The organism is Gillisia xinjiangensis, assembly GCF_046298265.1.
GTDB lineage: Bacteria > Bacteroidota > Bacteroidia > Flavobacteriales > Flavobacteriaceae > Gillisia > Gillisia xinjiangensis.
Window position 1 is genome coordinate 62275 of record NZ_JBKAHK010000001.1, and the last position, 20413, is coordinate 82687.

The 20413-nt window shown below is 38.3% G+C and carries 16 protein-coding genes and 2 tRNA genes; 9 read left to right on the top strand and 9 right to left on the bottom strand.

The features are described 5' to 3' along the window. Positions 1–195: 195 nt before the first annotated feature. Both ACKGJN_RS00220 and yihA read left to right on the top strand, forming a co-directional pair. Positions 196–960, top strand: coding sequence for an alpha/beta fold hydrolase (locus tag ACKGJN_RS00220; protein ID WP_409537411.1), 765 nt, complete (start codon positions 196–198; stop codon positions 958–960). 11 nt (positions 961–971) lie between these two features. Then, positions 972–1574: a ribosome biogenesis GTP-binding protein YihA/YsxC gene (gene yihA, locus ACKGJN_RS00225; RefSeq protein WP_409537412.1), complete on the top strand. Its 603-nt coding sequence runs from the start codon at positions 972–974 to the stop codon at positions 1572–1574. 188 nt (positions 1575–1762) lie between these two features. Here the strand turns inward: yihA and rpsT are convergent, their stop codons facing one another. The 4 genes from rpsT to proS form a co-directional block, all read right to left on the bottom strand. Further along, on the bottom strand, positions 1763–2011 hold the full coding sequence (gene rpsT / locus ACKGJN_RS00230) for a 30S ribosomal protein S20 (RefSeq protein WP_409537413.1): 249 nt from the start codon (positions 2009–2011) through the stop codon (positions 1763–1765). Positions 2012–2040: 29 nt separating this feature from the next. After that, positions 2041–2112: transfer RNA gene (locus ACKGJN_RS00235), tRNA-Glu, on the bottom strand. An 81-nt stretch (positions 2113–2193) separates the two neighbouring features. Then, positions 2194–2265 (bottom strand) — tRNA-Glu (locus ACKGJN_RS00240). 295 nt (positions 2266–2560) lie between these two features. Continuing rightward, positions 2561–4039, bottom strand: coding sequence for a proline--tRNA ligase (gene proS / locus ACKGJN_RS00245; protein ID WP_409537414.1), 1479 nt, complete (start codon positions 4037–4039; stop codon positions 2561–2563). Between the two features lie 118 nt (positions 4040–4157). Here proS and ACKGJN_RS00250 point away from each other — a divergent pair, with 118 nt between their 5' ends. Together ACKGJN_RS00250 and ACKGJN_RS00255 are read left to right on the top strand one after the other, a co-directional pair. Then, positions 4158–5237 carry a hypothetical protein gene (locus ACKGJN_RS00250; RefSeq protein ID WP_409537415.1) on the top strand — a complete coding sequence of 360 codons (1080 nt, stop codon included), beginning with the start codon at positions 4158–4160 and terminating at the stop codon, positions 5235–5237. A 126-nt stretch (positions 5238–5363) separates the two neighbouring features. Then, positions 5364–6875 (top strand): OmpP1/FadL family transporter, encoded by a 1512-nt coding sequence (locus ACKGJN_RS00255; RefSeq protein WP_409537416.1) that lies wholly within the window; start codon positions 5364–5366, stop codon positions 6873–6875. Positions 6876–6911: 36 nt separating this feature from the next. Here the strand turns inward: ACKGJN_RS00255 and ACKGJN_RS00260 are convergent, their stop codons facing one another. Then, on the bottom strand, positions 6912–8765 hold the full coding sequence (locus ACKGJN_RS00260; RefSeq protein ID WP_409537417.1) for a T9SS type B sorting domain-containing protein: 1854 nt from the start codon (positions 8763–8765) through the stop codon (positions 6912–6914). 138 nt (positions 8766–8903) lie between these two features. On the opposite strand from ACKGJN_RS00260, the gene folE reads away from it, so the two are divergent. The 5 genes from folE (at position 8904) to ACKGJN_RS00285 (ending at position 12800) form a co-directional block, all read left to right on the top strand. Continuing rightward, positions 8904–9584, top strand: coding sequence for a GTP cyclohydrolase I FolE (folE, locus tag ACKGJN_RS00265; RefSeq protein WP_409537418.1), 681 nt, complete (start codon positions 8904–8906; stop codon positions 9582–9584). Positions 9585–9599: 15 nt separating this feature from the next. Further along, on the top strand, positions 9600–11084 hold the full coding sequence (gene cysS / locus ACKGJN_RS00270; RefSeq protein ID WP_409537419.1) for a cysteine--tRNA ligase: 1485 nt from the start codon (positions 9600–9602) through the stop codon (positions 11082–11084). A 22-nt stretch (positions 11085–11106) separates the two neighbouring features. Beyond that, positions 11107–11331 carry a membrane protein insertion efficiency factor YidD gene (gene yidD / locus ACKGJN_RS00275; RefSeq protein WP_409537420.1) on the top strand — a complete coding sequence of 75 codons (225 nt, stop codon included), beginning with the start codon at positions 11107–11109 and terminating at the stop codon, positions 11329–11331. 81 nt (positions 11332–11412) lie between these two features. Next, complete coding sequence (gene lgt, locus ACKGJN_RS00280) at positions 11413–12234, top strand: prolipoprotein diacylglyceryl transferase (protein ID WP_409537421.1); 822 nt, start codon at positions 11413–11415, stop codon at positions 12232–12234. Between the two features lie 80 nt (positions 12235–12314). After that, entirely contained in the window at positions 12315–12800 is a 486-nt protein-coding gene (locus ACKGJN_RS00285) for a DUF192 domain-containing protein (protein ID WP_409537422.1), read from the top strand. 250 nt (positions 12801–13050) lie between these two features. Here ACKGJN_RS00285 and secDF read toward each other — a convergent pair whose 3' ends face one another. The 4 genes from secDF to gyrB form a co-directional block, all read right to left on the bottom strand. Next, positions 13051–16062, bottom strand: a complete 3012-nt coding sequence (gene secDF / locus ACKGJN_RS00290) for a protein translocase subunit SecDF (protein ID WP_409537424.1) — start codon at positions 16060–16062, stop codon at positions 13051–13053. A gap of 170 nt (positions 16063–16232) precedes the next feature. After that, a complete protein-coding gene (gene mdh / locus ACKGJN_RS00295; protein WP_409537425.1) occupies positions 16233–17159 on the bottom strand; it encodes a malate dehydrogenase in 927 nt (308 codons plus the stop codon). 84 nt (positions 17160–17243) lie between these two features. Continuing rightward, positions 17244–18221 carry a DUF6588 family protein gene (locus ACKGJN_RS00300; protein ID WP_409537426.1) on the bottom strand — a complete coding sequence of 326 codons (978 nt, stop codon included), beginning with the start codon at positions 18219–18221 and terminating at the stop codon, positions 17244–17246. A gap of 123 nt (positions 18222–18344) precedes the next feature. Next, positions 18345–20285 carry a DNA topoisomerase (ATP-hydrolyzing) subunit B gene (gene gyrB / locus ACKGJN_RS00305; protein ID WP_409537427.1) on the bottom strand — a complete coding sequence of 647 codons (1941 nt, stop codon included), beginning with the start codon at positions 20283–20285 and terminating at the stop codon, positions 18345–18347. Between the last annotated feature and the right edge of the window lie 128 nt (positions 20286–20413).

Sequence of the window (20413 nt, forward strand, 5' to 3'; positions counted from 1 at the left end):
ACACTACTAAATAGCGCTAGTTCATTAGATTTCAGCACCTTGGTTTCTGCAGAAGAAAATTTGACTTTTTTTTCAATAATATATCCTGTTTTCAATATAAAAGCTTTGGTTGCAAGAAGAATGGATTATGTAAAAAATGATTATACTTGTGCTTAAATCGCTATATTTGCGATTGCAAAACCGCAAAGGGCATAAATGGAAAATAATTTACAAAAAGAAGGAAAGTTCACATACCTTGAAAAAGGGGAAGGCCCTCCAATAGTTATCTTACATGGACTCATGGGCGGATTGAGTAATTTCGATGGAGTGGTAGATTACTTTCCGAAAAATGGATATAAAGTTATCATCCCGGAATTGCCATTATACAGCATGACGCTGCTGCAAACAAGTGTTCAAACATTTGCGAAATACCTTAAAGATTTTTTAAAGTTTAAGGGATATAAGGATGTTATCTTGCTTGGGAATTCCCTTGGCGGACACATCGCATTGCTAGGAACCAAAATGTACCCTGAACTTGTAAAAGGATTGGTGATTACAGGAAGTTCTGGCTTATACGAAAATGCGATGGGCGAAAGTTACCCCCGCCGCGGAGACTACGAATTTATCAAGAAAAAAGCTCAGAATGTCTTTTATGATCCCGCAACTGCAACCAAGGAAATAGTAGATGAAGTGTATGTTACCGTAAGCGACCGGAACAAATTGATCAAAACCCTGGCTATTGCCAAAAGCGCGATCCGCCATAATATGGCAAAGGACCTTCCTAAAATGAAAACACCTACCTGCATTATTTGGGGTAGAAATGACAATGTTACACCTCCTGAAGTCGCTGAGGATTTTGATAAATTGTTACCGGATTCCGATCTTTTCTGGATCGATAAATGCGGACATGCAGCAATGATGGAACACCCGGATCATTTTAACGAATTACTTTACAACTGGTTACAAAAAAGAGGATTCTAAGACGTTACAAAATGAAAATAAAATCTTCTGAATTTGTTATAAGCAACAGCGAAGTAAGCAAATGTCCAAACAGCAAACTTCCCGAATATGCATTTATTGGACGTAGCAATGTTGGGAAATCCTCCCTTATCAACATGCTTACCGCACGTAAAAGCTTAGCAAAAACATCGGGCAGACCAGGAAAAACTCAACTAATAAATCATTTTTTGATCAATGGGGATTGGCATTTGGTAGATCTTCCGGGATATGGGTATGCCAGGGTTTCCAAATCCATAAAGAACACATTTCAAAAATTTATAACTGCATATTTTGAAAAAAGAGAACAAATGCTGTGTGCGTTTGTTTTAATAGACAGCCGGCATAATGCCCAGCAAATAGACCTGGAATTCATGCAATGGCTTGGCGAACATGCTATCCCCTTTTGCATTATATTTACCAAAGCTGATAAACTCAAGCCGAAAGCTTTGGGACGCAATATTGAAGCCTACAAAAACAAAATGCTGGAATTCTGGGAGGAAATGCCAAAGCATTTTATCACTTCAGCAGAAAATGGTGTTGGTAGAGAAGAAGTTCTTGAATACATTGAAAACCTCAACAATCAATTTATAAAGTAGTTTTACCCTTACTTTTTCTACGCAAAAAAATCACGGCAATTAGAATTCTCCAAAATCATTTATTTTGATTTTGGATGCCCCAATATTGTATTAATGAGAGATAAATTTTGAATTTAAAAAAACAAAAAAACTGTCGGAAAGATAATTTTCCGACAGTTTTTTTGTAATAAAATCAAGATTGATAAAACCTATAATTCCGCAACGTGTTTTGCAAGTTTAGATTTTAGGTTAGAAGCCTTATTTTCATGGATAATGTTCTTCTTAGCCAATTTATCGATCATAGATACAACAGATGGATAAAGTGTTTCAGCTTCTTTCTTATCGGCCTCACGCAATTTTTTGATCGCGTTTCTGGTTGTTTTATGCTGGTAGCGGTTACGTAGACGTTTTACGTCATTGCTACGGATTCTTTTTAACGCTGACTTATGATTTGCCATTACAAATAATTTAATTAAATTTTTTAAAGTAGTCCGTAGGGGAATCGAACCCCTGTTACATGGATGAAAACCATGCGTCCTAACCCCTAGACGAACGGACCATTATCGTTACAAAAAGGAGCCTGCCTTCCGGCAGACACACTTGCCTCTCAACAAGCTGTTGCAATCTAAAATTGCTATCGTAGTCCGTAGGGGAATCGAACCCCTGTTACATGGATGAAAACCATGCGTCCTAACCCCTAGACGAACGGACCATTTTTTCTTTAACGCGGATGCAAAAATACAACTATTTTTTAATGCCGCAAATGTTGATCTATCTTTTTCTGAAAAAAATGCAAATTAGATAAAACCTCACTTTTTTGATTCTCACACGAATAATTCAAAACAACTTTAAACGCCTAATTATTAGCCTTTCCGAAGTGCCAGAAACAAATTCACTTAATTTACAGCCGCTTTGTTTTTTTTTAAGGAAGCTGAAAAATCCTGAATACCACTTTCAGTAAAAAATAGTGGCTCTCACGAAAAATCACTTTGCTTTCTTTATAGACCTTAATAAGCCTTTGCAAAAAGAACTCTTTGAGAGGAAGGATTTCCTGTTAGAATGCATTTCCCATCTTCCATTTTGCCATCCATTGGAATTAGCCTTATGGTAGCTTTTGTTTTGTCTTTAATCTTCAGCTCGGTTTCCGAAGTCCCGTCCCAGTGCGCGGAGATAAATCCACCTTTAGTTTCCAAAACCTCTTTAAATTCCTCAAAATTATCAACTTCAGTAATATGGGAATCCCTGTAATTCTTTGCTCTCTCAAACAGGTTTTCCTGGATCTCTATCATTAAACCCTTCACTTTATCCAAAACCATATCCTGAGGGACGATCTCTTTGCTTAAGGTATCTCTTCTGGCGAGCTCTACGCTGCCCTTTTCCAAATCCTTGGGTCCTATTGCGATTCTTACCGGAACGCCCTGTAATTCATACTGCGCGAATTTCCAGCCCGGTTTATACGTGTCCCGATTATCAAATTTTACCGAAATTCCGGCTTCCCTTAGTTTTCCTGCCATTTCATTTGCCACAACCGAGATTAGCTCCAACTGCTCTTCCCCTTTATAAATGGGAACTATAACCACCTGAACAGGAGCTAATTTAGGAGGTAAAACCAACCCCTGGTCATCACTATGCGTCATGATAAGAGCACCAATCAATCTGGTTGAAACACCCCAGGAAGTAGCCCATACATATTCCTGCTTCCCTTCTTTTGAGGTGAATTTCACATCAAAGGCTTTCGCGAAATTCTGACCCAAAAAGTGGGATGTTCCGGCCTGCAGCGCTTTTCCATCCTGCATAAGTGCTTCTATACAATAGGTTTCCAGGGCTCCTGCAAAGCGTTCATTTTCTGATTTGATTCCTTTTATAACCGGGATGGCCATAAAATTTTCGACAAATTCAGCATAAATATCATTCATTTGTTCGGCTTCTGCTAGAGCTTCCGCCTTGGTTTCATGTGCGGTATGTCCCTCCTGCCATAAAAATTCAGCAGTCCTAAGGAACAATCTTGTACGCATTTCCCAACGAACAACATTTGCCCATTGATTGATAAGGATAGGCAAATCCCTGTAAGATTGAACCCAGCCCTTGTAGGTATTCCATATAATCGCTTCAGAAGTAGGCCTAACAATTAGCTCTTCCTCCAGCTTTGCTTCCGGATCGACGATGAGTTTGGATGGATTATCGGGATCTGTTTTAAGCCTGTAATGAGTTACTACCGCACATTCTTTGGCAAATCCTTCTGCATTTTTTTCTTCAGCTTCAAAAAGACTCTTGGGAACAAAAAGAGGGAAATAGGCATTTTGGTGCCCTGTTGCCTTAAACATTCTGTCTAATTCAGCCTGCATTTTCTCCCAGATGGCGTATCCGTAGGGTTTTATAACCATACATCCACGTACAGCCGAATTCTCGGCCAAATCTGCTGTTACTACTAATTCATTATACCATCGGGAATAGTCTTCCTTGCGGGTAGTTATTTTCTTACTCATATTCTATATATTGGCATAAATATTGCGACTTTTAACAATGTTGTGCTATGTTAAAGGTGCAACTGGTTAGCGCAAAACTAACTATTTTTGTAATGTTCAACAATAAAAAACACAGCTAATGAAACTTTCTAATATTAAATTAAAGAAGATACTTTTTTTCATAGCTCCTGTGTCTTTTCTTTTGTTGGCATCTTGCGGCTCCTACGAGTATTCCGGTTATGAAAGCGACGGGATTTATGGAGAGACCAATCGTGTCTATCAGGAGCATGAACAATATGCAACCCAAGACAGCAACAGTAGTTATTACAAGAATTTATTTTCAGAAGAAGCTGCACTTTATGGCGAGGTATTAGGTGAAGGTGCCATATTTACAGATGTTGAAGGATATAGCTCAACCGGAGACTATGATCCTTCTAATGCCAATCAATCCAATTATCAGGGCGGTAATGCTCCCTGGGGTGAGGATCCAGACCAATACACAATCAATTTTTATAATTCAGGATTTTATAGCGGTTTTTACAATCCCTATTGGGGAGGAGGAATTTATGCTTTTGATCCTTATTGGGGACCTGCCTATTACGGCCCCGGATTTTATGGACCAGGTTATTGGGGTCCCTGGGGCATAGGAAGCAGAGGTTTCTACCGCGGTCATTTTGGATTTGGATTTGGATTTGCTGTTCACCCATTTATTTATGGTGGATATGGCTATTACAATCCCTATAACTTCCACGGATACAGATACTCAAATTACAGGAATAATATCGCATATAACACTGGTAGAAGAAATTCTGTTTCTAACTTCAGAAATAACAGGGTTGAAAATTTAAGAAATGCAACCTCTTTAAGTGACAGGGGAAGAAGCTCCAGTTATTCAAGGAGTATTCGGAATTTGAGAAATTCAAATGATGATTATGGAATTTCCAGAAGAACCTACTCCAGAGAATATCAAACCAGATCGAACACAAACAGTCCCTACAGCACAAATAGATCACGGACAATCAACAGATCATCCCAAAATCAAAATAGCGGAACCTATTCAAGGTCATCAAATTCCAACAGAAGTTCCGGTACAGTGAGAAGAACTACTCCGGCCAGAAGTTCTTCCGGAACAGTGAGAAGTTCCAGCAATACCAGCAGAAGTTCCGGCACCACCAGATCATCTTCTGGAGGAAGTTCTAACAGAGGAAGGGGAAACTAAAGTAAGATTTAAAAGCAATTCATCATTTTATGAAACATCCCTTAGAAGAAAATTTCTTACAAAGGAAAATGATTTTATGGATGTTTCTCCCGATATCGGGAGTCTGCTAAAACAATATGAAAACATATGAAAAAGCTATATACCTTAGTCATAGCCTTATTGGCTGTGACTTTTTCACAGGCACAGGATATCACTGATGCTATCCGATATTCTTCAGAAGAACTTACGGGAACCGCAAGATTTAGAGCTATGAGTGGTGCTTTTGGAGCATTGGGAGGAGATCTTTCTTCCCTGAATATAAATCCTGCAGGATCGGCTGTTTTTTTGAACAGTTTCGCTACCGTTACCCTCAACCACAATCAACGAAATAACGACACCCGATATTTTAGCGGAACTACTTCCAATGAAAATTCAGGTATTAATTTTGACCAGGCAGGAGCTGTTTTGGTTTTTAACAGCAGAGATCCTGAAAATAAGTGGGGAAAATTCACCTTAGGAGTTAACTACGCTCAAACTAACAATTTCGATGATAATTACGTCGCACGTGGAACAAGTTCCAGCTCAATTGACCAATATTTTTTAGGTTATGCAGATGGAATTCCACTGGAATTTCTTGATATCCTGCCAAATGAAACCCCAACCGACCTTTATCGTTTTTTGGGTGAAAACCAGGGGTTTGGCGCACAACAGGCATTTTTAGGATATCAGGGCTTTATCCTGAATCCTGTTTCCGAAGATTTAGATAACACCCAATATACTTCAGCAATAGGATCGGGCACTTTTAATCAGGAATATTCACTTGCTTCCACAGGATTAAACGGGAAATTCACATTTAACTTTGCGTCAGAATTTAATGATTTCCTCTATTTGGGAGCCAATCTAAATTCCCACTTTTTAAATTACGATCGGGGAACACGACTTATTGAAACAAACAATAACTCCGGAAGCGAAACGAATGAAGTTATTTTTACCAATAATCTAAGCACTACCGGAAATGGATTTTCTTTCCAACTGGGAAGCATTGCTAAATTAAATGAAACCTTTAGGGTAGGTCTTTCCTATGAATCCCCAACCTGGTTTACAATTTCTGAACAAACAACCCAACGTCTGGAGACATTTAGAAATCAATTAAATGAAAGAAATGTGGTAAATCCTAATGTGGTAAATATATATCCTGATTATAAATTAAAAACCCCTGGAAAAATAACCGGAAGTTTAGCAGTTTTATTTGGTACAACCGGACTTATAAGTCTCGACTACTCCTATAAGGACTATTCCAGTACAGAATTACGACCAACCGGCGATCCGGAATTCATGTTTCAAAACAATTTGATCTCTAATGAATTAAAGGCTGCATCTATCTATAGAATTGGTGGAGAATACAGATTGGAGAACTGGAGCTTAAGAGGAGGCTACCGCTTTGAAGAAAGCCCATATGAAAATGAAACAACCCTTGGCGATTTAAATGGCTATTCTCTTGGTTTAGGATATAATTTTGGAAATATTAAAATAGACCTGGCTTATGATAACTCTTCAAGAACAGATAACCCTCAATTATACCAGGTAGGTTTAACAAACACAGCAAATATAGAAAGGGATTTTTCCAATGTTATTCTCTCCCTAAGTTTTGGAATTTAAAAATTAAAATAGCCCGGATTTCAACGAAATCCGGGCTTATCGTATTAAGCTGAAATTCCCGCTATATTCTCTAATTGCACCAGAATCGGGATCCTTATATTCTATAAGAAACCAATAATCATCTGCTGCCATTGCCTTCCCGTTAAAATTTCCATCCCAACCGCCGGAAGAAGGGTTGAGCTGTTTCAACAGTTTTCCGAAACGATCAAAAATAAACACTTTTGAAATGGTACCGGAATCATTTACAACATTCCAGGTATCGTTAAATCCATCAGAATTTGGAGTGAAAAACCTGGGGTACCCAATAAGCCTGAATTTTTGAGAGGTGGCATTCCCACACCCATTGATCTCCCGTGCAGAAATTGAATGGTTTCCCGGGGCAACATTATTAAAAACCGGATCCGTTTGCCAGGATCCATTATCAAGCTGATATTCAAATGAAGTTTCATCTCCCAATCCGCTAATAGCATTTCCGCTAACAATAAAACCATTTTCAAAATCGCTCCCCTCAATTTGAACCAAAATTTCCAGAGGAGGTGAAAATAATTTTAATTCTGTAGAAAACTCCTCCATACAACCTGTAACCAGATCGGTGATTTTCACCAAAATATTTCGTTCAGAAGGCACCTCATCGATCCTATAAACAGCATTCTGAATTCCATCCCCATCAGGATCGTTAAAGGGAGTCCATTCATAGGAATAATTGGAACCAAGATCTTCCCCAATTGTTGTTGAACCAACCAGGTTTCCATTAACATCAATACATACAGCAATTATTTCCTCTATGTTAATAGGAATAGGAGCTTCAATTTGAAGTCCGAATTCAACCGGAAGGGAGGTACACCCGGAGTTTAAACTGGTGATTGTTGCAATAATTTTCTTCCCATCCCCACTTTCAAAAGCATTTGGAGCAGTAATTGGCGAGTCACCTTCAAAATCGGTTTGGGATGCATAAAAGTTAAGTGAAAAATCCGCTCCAGTATTCAGATAAATTTCAAGTAATTCATCCCTTGCCGAATTCAGATTAAAAAAAGCTGCATTTTCACTATCACAAATCTGTAAATCATCTGGAATTGTAGCTACCGGCAAATCAAAAAATTCAATCAAAACTTCATCCTCCATTTCTGTGCCTGTAATCTCATTGATGGTTATCACCTTATATAAACCTGTTTCAGTTACGGTATAATTATCCTGGGATTCATTCGGAATTAGTTTGAAAGCACCCGAAGTATCATCAAAAACATACCATTCATAAAGATTGGCGATCACATTTTGGGCAATAAGCTCAACCGTTTCATTTTCACAAACTTTTTGGTCGTTCCCTAAAATATTCACAATAGAGCAATCTGTTTCCCCGGCGGAAGGACTGGAGGTATTGGTTTGTTGTAAACTTATATATCCGGCTGCTTCCGAAAAATTAGTTATTAAAACCACATAAATTTCTCCTCTTAAGGCATTATTAAGAGTAAATGTTTCTATTGCTGAAGGTGAGAAACTACAACTTACCGTATTTTGAGCTGTTAATGAGTTATTTCCACAAAATGCTTCATCCTCCTGGAAAGGACCCCAGGCGATAAAATCTACATCCAGAAGCGCTCCGGAACCATCGGGATTTACCGTTTGACGTATTTGGAAATCCAGGTTGCCGGGTTCTTCAATTTTCAAATAAAACCAGGCAGGAAAAGGTTGCGTTTCAAGGCAGCCATAATTAGGACCACTTTCTGCACTGGCAACATTGCCATTAACCCTACTCGAATTTTGAAAAACAAATTCTGTAGTTCCGGCACAAAATGGCTGAATACTCCCGCACCGATCCCCCTGAGAAAAAGAAATCCCGATACCTGAAAAAAAGCAGGCCATAGCGATAAAGAGAAAGCCAAAGTTTTTCATAAATTATAAAGATGCAAAATAAGGAATTCACCTCAATTTCAAGTACCTGGAATTACGTAATATTTGCTCATAACAGTATTAAATACCTATCTTTGCAAGCCATTTAAAAAGAATACGACTACAAAACAAAAATGTCCTATGAAGATAGATAAAATAGATGACGCCCTGGATGATGTTGGCGATGCTTTTATAAGTGCAAATACCAATACACCAATGCGAAAAGATGCTTTTGACAAAAGCGATGCAGAAAAAATTGAGATTATTCACGAGGATGTTAAAAATATTCTTATCACTTTAGGTTTGGACCTAACCGATGACAGCCTAAAAGGCACACCAAACAGGGTTGCCAAAATGTTTGTAAAGGAAATTTTTGGTGGGTTGAACCCAAAGCTAAAACCTAAAGCTTCCACTTTTGAAAACAAATACAAATATGGAGAAATGCTTGTAGAAAAAAATATTACGCTTTATTCTACCTGCGAGCACCATTTATTGCCAATAGTTGGAAAAGCACACGTAGGATATATTTCTAACGGTACTGTAATTGGCCTTTCTAAAATGAACCGTATCGTTGATTTTTATGCTAAAAGGCCTCAGGTTCAGGAACGACTTACGATGCAAATAGTTAAAGAATTACAGGAAGCCCTGGGTACAGAGGATGTGGCCTGCGTAATAGATGCCAAACACTTATGCGTTAACAGCAGAGGGATTAGGGATGTTGAAAGCAGTACGGTTACCAGTGAATATGGAGGTAAATTTAAAGATGCTGAAACAAGAAGGGATTTTCTGGATTATGTCAATCTGGAAACAAATTTCAATTAAAAACAAGAGTATTTCATGGCGCTTTTTAAAGAACAAAGCTTAAAGATCTACAATTCAATGTCGGGTGAAAAAGAGCTTTTCACCCCTATTACTGAAGGAAATGTAGGAATGTACGTTTGTGGACCCACGGTATACAGCAATGTACACCTGGGCAACTGCCGAACCTTTATTTCTTTTGACCTTGTATTCCGATATTTAAAGCATTTGGGTTATAAAGTGCGCTATGTAAGAAATATTACCGATGCCGGACATCTTGAAAACGACGCCGAAACCGGAGAAGACAGGATTGCAAAAAAAGCAAGACTCGAACATATTGAACCTATGGAGGTGGTACAACGTTACACCATAGATTTTCATAATATTCTTCAAAAGTTCAATAATTTACCCCCAAGCATTGAGCCTACAGCTACCGGCCATATTGTAGAGCAAATTGAAACCATCAAAAAGATCATTGAAAAAGGCCTTGCCTATGAAGTAAATGGATCGGTATATTTTGATGTTTTCAAATTCAATAAAGATCATCATTATGGCAAGTTAAGCGGAAGAGCGATAGAAGATATGATCGCCAATACCCGTGAATTACAGGCACAAAGCGATAAGAAAAATCCTCAGGATTTTGCTCTTTGGAAAAAGGCAGAACCGCAGCACATTATGAGATGGCCATCTCCATGGAGCGATGGGTTTCCTGGTTGGCATTTGGAATGTACTGTGATGAGCTCCAAATACCTGGGTGATGAATTTGATATTCACGGCGGAGGAATGGACTTAAAATTCCCTCATCATGAATGTGAGATCGCACAGGGAGAAGCTGCCACCGGAAAAAATCCGGTTCACTACTGGATGCATGCCAATATGCTTACCCTCAACGGTAAGAAAATGGCGAAAAGCACCGGGAACAACATTCTCCCGGAGGAGATTTTTACCGGAAAAAATGATAACCTCAGCAAAGCTTTCAGTCCTTCTGTAGCCCGATTTTTTATGTTACAGGCTCAATACAGAAGCATCCTCGATTTTTCCAATGATGCATTGCTGGCAAGTGAAAAAGGATTTAACCGATTGATGGATTCCTACCGAAGCATTGATCAACTCCCAACCTCTTCCACATCTTCGTTCTCTGTTTCTGAATGGAAACAAAAATGCTATGATGCAATGAACGATGATTTTAACAGTCCCGTATTGATAGCAACACTATTTGAAGCTGTGAAATTCATCAACTCGGTTAAAGAAGGCGAAGGAAAGATTACTGATGCAGATCAAGAATTACTGAAATCTTCCATGCAGGCCTTTATTTTTGATGTTCTGGGGTTATTGGATGTTGCCGTTGCCAATGAAAACAACAGCGAAAAATTATCAGGAACAGTGGAACTATTGATCAAATTAAGGGCAGAAGCCAGAAATAACAAGGATTTTGCAACCAGTGATCAAATTCGGGATCAATTGCTGGAAATAGGAATCCAACTGAAGGATGGTAAAGAAGGAACAACCTTTTCTGTGGATTAGATTAAATATATATAAAACAGGTATGTTAAAAAAATGGGCAACTTATCCATTTATACTTTTGGTGAAATTTTATCAAAAGGCAATTTCTCCATTAACTCCCGCAACCTGCCGTTATTCTCCTACCTGCTCACAATACAGCCTTACAGCCCTTCAAAAATATGGAGTTCTTAAAGGCGGCTGGATGAGTTTAAAACGCATATTCAGCTGCAATCCCTGGGGAGGTTCCGGATTTGATCCCGTTCCTTAAACACTCTTTTCAATATTCATTTTGTATTTATTCTAAAACGATGCAAATATGTATCTTTACCTATAATTTAAAATTAACTACATGCTTTTTAACGCAATTGTCTGGAGCCCGTCTGAAGGATTAGATCTGGGTTTTTTCACTTTACATTATTACAGTTTAATGTTTCTTATCGCCTTCGGCCTGGGTTGGTACATTATGAAAAGCATTTATGTTAAAGAAGGTGTTTCTATTGAAAAGCTTGATTCCCTTTTCATTTATACGGTCCTTGCAACCCTTATTGGAGCCAGACTTGGGCATGTGATATTTTATGACTGGGATTACTTCCAACACCATCTTCTTGAAATATTTTTACCCGTTCGTTTTGAGCCCGAATTTGAATTCACCGGATTCAGGGGTTTAGCAAGCCATGGAGCGGCCATAGGAATTATTATTGCGATGTATTTATATCGAAAAAAGGTATTGGACAAGCCAGTACTTTGGATACTGGACCGTGTTGTAATCCCGGTTGCCAGTGGAGCTATTTTTATTCGGATTGGAAATTTCATGAATTCTGAGATCATCGGAAAACCTACCAATAGTGACTACGGAGTAATTTTTGCCAATTTGGGAGAAGATTTTGCCCGCCATCCGGCACAACTTTATGAATCCTTTTGTTACATTTTAGTATTCCTGGCCTTATGGTTCATCTATTGGAAAACAGATAAAAAGGAAAAATTGGGTTACATTTTTGGACTTTTTCTTGTTTTATTATGGACGGTTCGGTTTTTTATTGAGTTCCTTAAAGAACCCCAGGGTCCAAATGAGATCGTGATGGGACTAAATACCGGGCAATGGCTTAGTATTCCATTTATCCTGGCAGGATTGTATTTTATGTACCGTCCCACAACAAGAAGACAGGTTTAATTTAGACCAAAAATATTTTAGCTGACTTTTTTTTTGAATTTTAACCGGAAGTCCAAATTGATTCTAAAAGACAAACTTTTATGAAAAAATCATCCAATTATTTCCTGGCATTTATAATTTCTGGTTTATTGTTTTCCTGTGGAGATGAAACCAAGGAATCCAGTATTGAAGTTCCCGAAATCGAATTCAAAAAAGAAGGAGAATTATATTTGCTTAAAATGCAAGACACTATTAAAAAAGTGGACATCGAAATTGCAGATACAAATTATGAAAGACAAACCGGGCTGATGTACCGGAAAGCTATGGAAGAAGATCAGGGCATGCTTTTTATTTACCCAAATGAAGCTCCCCGCAGCTTTTATATGAAAAACACCTACATCGCCCTCGATATTATATTTTATGACAAAGACAGCACTGCAGTAAGTTTTCAGGAGAATGCAAAACCATTGGACGAAACCTCACTGCCATCGGGAAAGCCCGCACAATTCATTCTGGAGCTCAATGCTGGAAAAGTAAAGGAATGGAATATTGAGCTGGGCGACAAAATAGATTTTAAATCGCTATAATAGGGTTCATTTTTAAATTCATCCGGAGGTTATTCCCCAATAATTTAATCGAAAAAAGCTAAAAGCCGCTCCTGGAAACAAGAACGGCTTTTAGCTTTTAATCTAACCGGTTGTTACTTTTACTACAAGGCTTGCTTAAAACACAATAATCAAACTCGGGATTAATCCCCTTTTGAATAAACAGCAACCAACAGAAATAAGAAAAGGCTGCCCAAATGGACAGCCTTTTCTTATGTTAAAATAGCAATTCTTATACGGCAGCTTCTTCTTCAGCTTCCTTCTTTTTCTCTTGTATTTTAGCTTTATCTGTAACACTATCAAACATAACAGGGGTTGCGATAAACAAGGATGAATAGGTTCCTACAAGAATACCAATGATCATCGCGAACATAAACCCACGTAAACTTTCCCCTCCAAAAGTGAAGATAGCAAGTAATACGATTAATGTGGTTAAAGATGTATTCAATGTCCTGCTTAAAGTACTGTTAAGAGCACTATCTATTGTTTTATCTAAAGGCCAGCTGGTATGTTCGTTAACAAATTCCCTTATCCTGTCAAATACAACCACGGTATCATTCAGTGAGTAACCAATTACCGTTAGTATCGCAGCGATAAATGCCTGGTTGATCTCCATGCTGAAAGGCATTAAATTATAGAATAATGAGAAAATCCCAAGTACTATAATCACATCATGAGCTACGGCTGCTACCGCACCAATACTAAATTGCCATTTTCTAAATCTCAATAAAATATAAAGGAAAACAACAACCAAAGATCCCAATACGGCCCAAAAGGAATCATTTTTAATATCATCGGCAATAGTTGGACCTACTTTCATAGACTGCATAATTCCAATAGAGCGTTCAGATGCACCTACCGTGAAATCATCATACGTGACATCTGCCGGTAAATAAGGTTGCAAAGCCTCATACAACATTTCCTGAATTTCAGTATCTACATCTTCTCCTTCGTCTTCAACTTTATACTTTGTAGTAATTTTCAGCTGATTGTTACCTCCAAAGGTTTTTGCTTCAGCACTACCAAAGACTGCTACAAGATCCTGTTCAACATCGGTAGAATTAACATTTTCAGCAAAACGAACCGTATAAGTTCTTCCTCCTACAAAATCTACACCCTCGTTTAATCCATTTACGAATAAAGAAACAACACTTATCAATATTAACACTCCGGAAATAGCATAGGACAACTTACGCTTAGCAAGGAATTTTACATTCATATTCTGAAATAAATTCTTGGTAACAGAAGTTGAAAAATTTAATGACTTTCCATTTTTACCATATCCATCTATAAATAATCTGGTAATAAAGATTGCGGTAAATAAAGAGGTAGCAATACCTATTAATAAGGTAGTTGCAAATCCTTTGATAGGACCGGTTCCTAAAATCAATAATATTAAACCAGTTAAACCGGTTGTTATGTTGGCATCCAGAATAGAAGACAGCGCATTGTTGAAACCATCCCTAATGGAATCCCGTTGAGATTTCCCTTTTGCCAGTTCTTCTTTGATACGTTCAAAAATAAGCACGTTTGCATCTACAGACATACCAATGGTTAAAACAATACCTGCAATTCCAGGCAATGTTAATACGGCTCCAAGTCCGGCTAAAATTCCGAAGATAAAAAGGATGTTTACCGCTAAAGCAACGTCGGCAAACAAACCGGCCTTCCCATAGTAAAATACCATCCATATCAATACAAAAATCAAAGCGATAAGGAATGATAAAACACCACTATCTATAGCTTCCTGCCCAAGAGAAGGACCTACAATTTCACTTTGTATAATATCTGCAGAAGCCGGCAGTTTACCCGCTCTAAGCACGTTTGCCAGATCCTGTCCTTCTGTAATTCCAAAATCTCCTGTAATTTCACTTCTTCCACCGCTAATTGGCCCGGTAGTTACTCCCGGCGCAGAATAAACAGTATTATCGAGAACAATAGCGATATTGCTTTGTTCGGCATAAGCCTTTCCGGTCATCTCCTCCCAAACCTTGGCTCCTTTTCCATTCATTTGCATAGAAACAGCAACCCGTCCTAATTGATCGTAGGTTTGAACAGCATCAGTAATCACATCTCCGGTCAATGGTGGCGTATTTTCACGGTTCCCCTGAATAGCATATAATTCTGCTACATTATCTTTAGGAACTCCCCACGCAAATTTCGCGTATCGTAATTGTGCCGGAAGCAAGGAACGCACTTCAGCCCTATTCAAATATTCATTAACCTTTGCGGTATCTTTCGCCTGAAATGTTGCCAAAATTGCACTTCCCTGAAAACCGGGAGACACCATTAAATCAAATAAAGGATTGTTTCCTGTAGTTTGTGCTGCAGCAGTATCTTCTGCACTGGCAAGCAAAGCTTCAATTTCATCCTCTTCAGTTCCACTTACAGTATCTGTTGCTGTTGTATCGGTTACCTGCGTATCTGCCGGAGTTTCTTTTGAAACAGTTTGTGCTAAAACACTATTGGCATTTCCAAGGAAATTCCCGAATTCGGTATTTTTATAAACATACCAGAATTCTAGCTGGGCAGTACTTTGAAGCAAAGTTTTAACCCGGCTGATATCTTTAGCTCCGGGAAGTTCAACAAGTATTCTTCCGGAATTCCCTAATCGCTGAATGTTTGGCTGAGTAACCCCAAATTTATCGATACGCTTACGCAGTACTTCAAAGGCTGAAGTGATAGATTCATCTACTTTAGTCCTAATGATAGGCTCAACTTCAGAATTTGACATTTCAAAGTTAACCTGATCACTTAATGTTTTATTGGCAAATACATCTGGAGAAGCTAATTTAGCTCCTTCAATTTTGTTAAAAGCCTTAAAGAAAAGATCTATATAATTGTCCTGACTAGCTTTCATTTCAGCATCAGCCTCAGCAAGAGCCTGATTGAAAGCGGGATTGCTGCTGTTATTTGCAAGTCCCTTTAAAACGTCCTTAACCGAAATTTGAAGAATCACATTGATTCCTCCTTTAAGATCGAGACCTTTATTTAATTCCTTTTCTTTTGCAGAAGCATACGTAATTCCTGCAAAAATATCTTCACTCCCAATAGAATCAAGATATCGTTCCTTTACAAGATCCCTTTGTGCCGAATAATTTTCAACATCGGCACTCACCTGCTGTATTGCATACTTTTCTGCCTTATCCTCTACATTGCTCGCAATGAAGGTAAATGATAACTGGTAAATACACACCAGTCCAAATAAAACAGCAAAAATCTTGATCAATCCTTTATTCTGCATTCTTCTTTCTTATTTATGGTCAAATTTTAAAACGGACAAATATAGGATTTCATAATTCAAATCCCAATTATTTTTTTTTGAATAATTTAACTTTTAACCATAAAAAAGACCATTATAGAAATGGCCTTTGTTATGGTTCGACTCAGCGCCGAATGTATGTGAATTTGAGTTTAAAACTTAAGTAAATCATTGGTTTTTTTAACCCCTTCAGCACTTTCTTTTATTTTGGCTTTTTCCGCTTCGTTCAATTCTATTTCAACGATACTTTCAATACCATTTTTTCCAAGTATCACCGGTACTCCTATGCAAATATCATTTAATCCATATTCCCCTTCCAGCAAAACAGAACAAGGAAACATTTTTTGCTGATCACATGCAATTGCCTGTACCAATGATGAAACGGCAGCTCCAGGTGCATACCAGGCACTGGTTCCAAGCAATTTGGTTAAAGTTGCACCTCCTACTTTAGTATCTTCGGAAACCTGATCCAGTCTTTCCTGAGATAAAAATGCAGTTACAGGAATAGAATTTCTTGTGGCCATTCTTGTTAAAGGCACCATTCCGGTATCGCTGTGACCACCTATTACCATTCCATCTACATCTGAAGCTGCACATTCCAAAGCCTCGCTTAATCTGAATTTGAAACGGGCACTATCCAAAGCTCCTCCCATTCCAATAATCTTGTTTTTAGATAAACCTGTGGTTTTATGCACCAAATATGCCATTGTATCCATAGGGTTACTCACAACTATCATTACGGTATCCGGAGAATGCTGTATAAGTTTAGAAGAAACATCCTTTACAATCCCGGCATTAATACCTATCAATTCCTCCCTTGTCATTCCCGGTTTTCTTGGAATACCACTGGTAATTACCACTACATCACTTCCTGCAGTTTTTGAATAATCATTGGTGCTTCCTGTAATTTTGGAATCGAATCCATTCAGGGTAGCGGTTTGCATTAAGTCCATTGCTTTTCCTTCTGCAACACCTTCTTTTATATCCAACAATACAATTTCTGAAGCAAAGTCTTTAATTGCAATATATTCTGCACAACTGGCACCAACTGCACCTGCTCCTACTATGGTAACTTTCATTTTAATTAATTTTAAGGATTATTTATTCTTTTACGTAAAAATACAAATTCAGTAAAGGTTTCTTAATAAAAATTGGTTAAAGAATTATTTTATTCGGTAATGAAGTCCAAGATTGGCATTGAATAAACTCCCGGCGGTAAACATGGTGCTCACTTTAAAATTATTGAAATAATAATTAAAGCCAATGTCTCCTTTAAATTTAGCTTCATTTCCACCTATAGCAGTTAAGGACTGGTTCAAAATTGCAAGACCTGGTCCAGAACCATCCATTTCATAATCAAACTGGGAATTTGTGACTCCAATTGCACCAAACACTTCAAAGGTGTCATATAACTTGGAACCCATTAACTGAACCAACCATAAGTTAGCATTTACATCTATCCGGTTTAACTCTGCTATTTGAATATTAACAGGTACAAATGCGTAATCCACCTTAAAGTTACTATAGGTAGCAACAGCTGCGAACTGAAAATCGTCCGGCCTTGAATATTTAATATACTGATTGAAATTGTGTTTTAAACCTATACCATAGGTGCTGAAACCTACATCATTTACAATTATGGAAGGTAAATATCTCACAGCAACTTCAGTTCCATAAGGCAAGCCAACGGTTACCTGGGGAAATGGGTGAATCAATACTTTTTTGTTGAGGCCTTCAATAGCATCAAATGAAAAATTCTGACCGAAAATACTACCTTCAAAAACAGCTTCAGAATCCCCTCCATAAACGGTAGGGAGAAGCGCATTGTTCATTCCCTGTAAGTTTAAAATTGAAAAATCGCTGTTAGAAGACACTTTGTTCTGTTTGCTCTTGGGTATAAAAAGCGCATTTCCATGTACGGAAAACTCTATGCTCCATTCATCCATAGCACTGGCTGAAGAAAACCAACCCGCACTGGATTGAATTGCGGCGCCCTCGGCCCCTGGAGCAGCAAAATTATCTGCAACCAAAAGCATATCATTTATTAATAATTCCTGATCTGAAGGTGTGGATTGAGCTGTAGTCCTATTACATATAAAGAATAAACATACCACCGGGAAGAATTTAACGTAGTTTCTCAAGATTATGGGTTTTAGTTTGGGTAAAAATACTAAAAATTCGTTCCTATTATTTAAGGAAAACTTAAATCTATAAAATATCATAAAAAAACCCGCCATAAGACGGGTTCTTTGATAAGTTTTATGCTAAACATCAATGTTAGCATATACTGCGTTCTTTTCTATAAATTCTCTTCTTGGCGGAACCTCATCCCCCATAAGCATGGAGAAAATCCTGTCTGCCTCACTACTGTTATCTATGTTAACTTTTCTCAGCTTTCTAAACTCCGGATTCATGGTAGTATCCCATAATTGTTCCGCATTCATCTCTCCAAGACCTTTATAACGTTGAATTTGCACACTCCCACTAAAGCTTTCTGCTATGGTATCGCGTTCTTTTTCGCTCCAGGCATATTGTTTTTTCTGGCCCTTTTTTACTAAGTAAAGGGGTGGCGTAGCTATATAAATATGGCCATTCTCCAAAAGTTCCTTCATATACCTATAAAAGAAGGTAAGAATAAGAGTTTCAATGTGACTACCATCTACATCGGCATCACACATTATCACCACTTTATGATATCTTAATTTTGATAAATTCAAAGCTTTACTATCTTCTTCAGTACCAATGGTTACCCCTAAAGCCGTATATATGTTCTTGATCTCTTCATTATCAAAAACCCTATGCCTCATAGCTTTTTCCACATTGAGTATTTTACCCCTTAAGGGTAATATAGCCTGAAAATTCCGGTCTCTTCCTTGTTTTGCTGTACCACCTGCCGAATCTCCCTCGACAAGATACACCTCACATTTTTCAGGATCCTGTTCAGAACAGTCAGATAATTTCCCAGGTAAACCTCCTATGCTCATCACGGTTTTACGCTGAACCATTTCACGCGCTTTTTTAGCGGCGTGACGAGCCTGGGCAGCAAGAATCACCTTTTCAACAATTATTTTTGCATCGCCCGGATTTTCCTCCAGGTAATTCTCCAGCATTTCTGAAACTGCCTGAGAAACGGCCGCTGTAACTTCACGGTTACCTAATTTAGTTTTGGTTTGACCTTCAAATTGAGGCTCGGCAACTTTTACTGAAATAATAGCGGTAAGCCCTTCACGGAAATCGTCTCCTGCGATCTCAAACTTTAACTTATCCAGCATTCCCGAAGCATCGGCATACTTTTTCAAAGTAGTTGTAAGTCCCCTTCTGAAGCCGGCAAGGTGTGTCCCACCCTCGTGCGTGTTAATATTATTCACATAAGAATGAAGGTTTTCGTTGAAGGAAGTGTTATAAACCATAGCCACCTCAACAGGGATATCGTTTTTTTCCCCTTCCATAGAAATCACATCCTTGATAATAGATTCCCTGTTTCCATCCAAATACCGGATAAATTCTTTTAAACCTTCATCTGAATGAAATGTTTCTGTTGGAATCGTACCATCTTCAGCTTCCAACCGCTCATCGGTTAAATAAATGGTGATCCCTTTATTTAAAAATGACAATTCCCGCATCCTGCTGGCAAGGGTATCATAGTTAAAATCTATTGTTTGTTCGAAAATACTTGGATCCGGCTTAAAAGTAATCACGGTACCTGCAAGATCGGTTTCACCTACAGATCTCACGGGATAGAGTGGCTTCCCTAATTCATATTCCTGCTCCCAAATTACTCCATCGCGATAAACAGTAGCCGTTAAATGCTCTGAAAGCGCATTCACACAACTTACACCTACACCGTGCAAACCTCCTGAAACCTTGTAGGAGTCTTTATCGAACTTACCTCCGGCACCTATCTTGGTCATTACAACCTCAAGCGCAGAAACACCTTCTTTCTTATGAAGATCTACCGGTATTCCCCGTCCATTATCTTCAGTCCTTACAGAACCATCTTTTTGAATTGTAATTTTAATAATGTCACAGTGCCCGGCCATGGCCTCATCTATAGAATTATCCACCACTTCATACACCAGGTGATGCAAACCTCTTATACCGGTATCTCCAATATACATAGAAGGCCGCATGCGCACATGCTCCATTCCTTCCAGCGCCTGAATACTATCTGCGGAATAACTGTTTTTCTTCGCTTCTTCGCTCATATATAACTCTGTTAAATTTCATGATTTCATATAACAAACAAATATAAGAAAACCCCTACTCCTATTAGTCTGAAGCGCTTCATAATACACTTAAGTTATTAACAATTTGTGTAAAAACATCGCTTTTA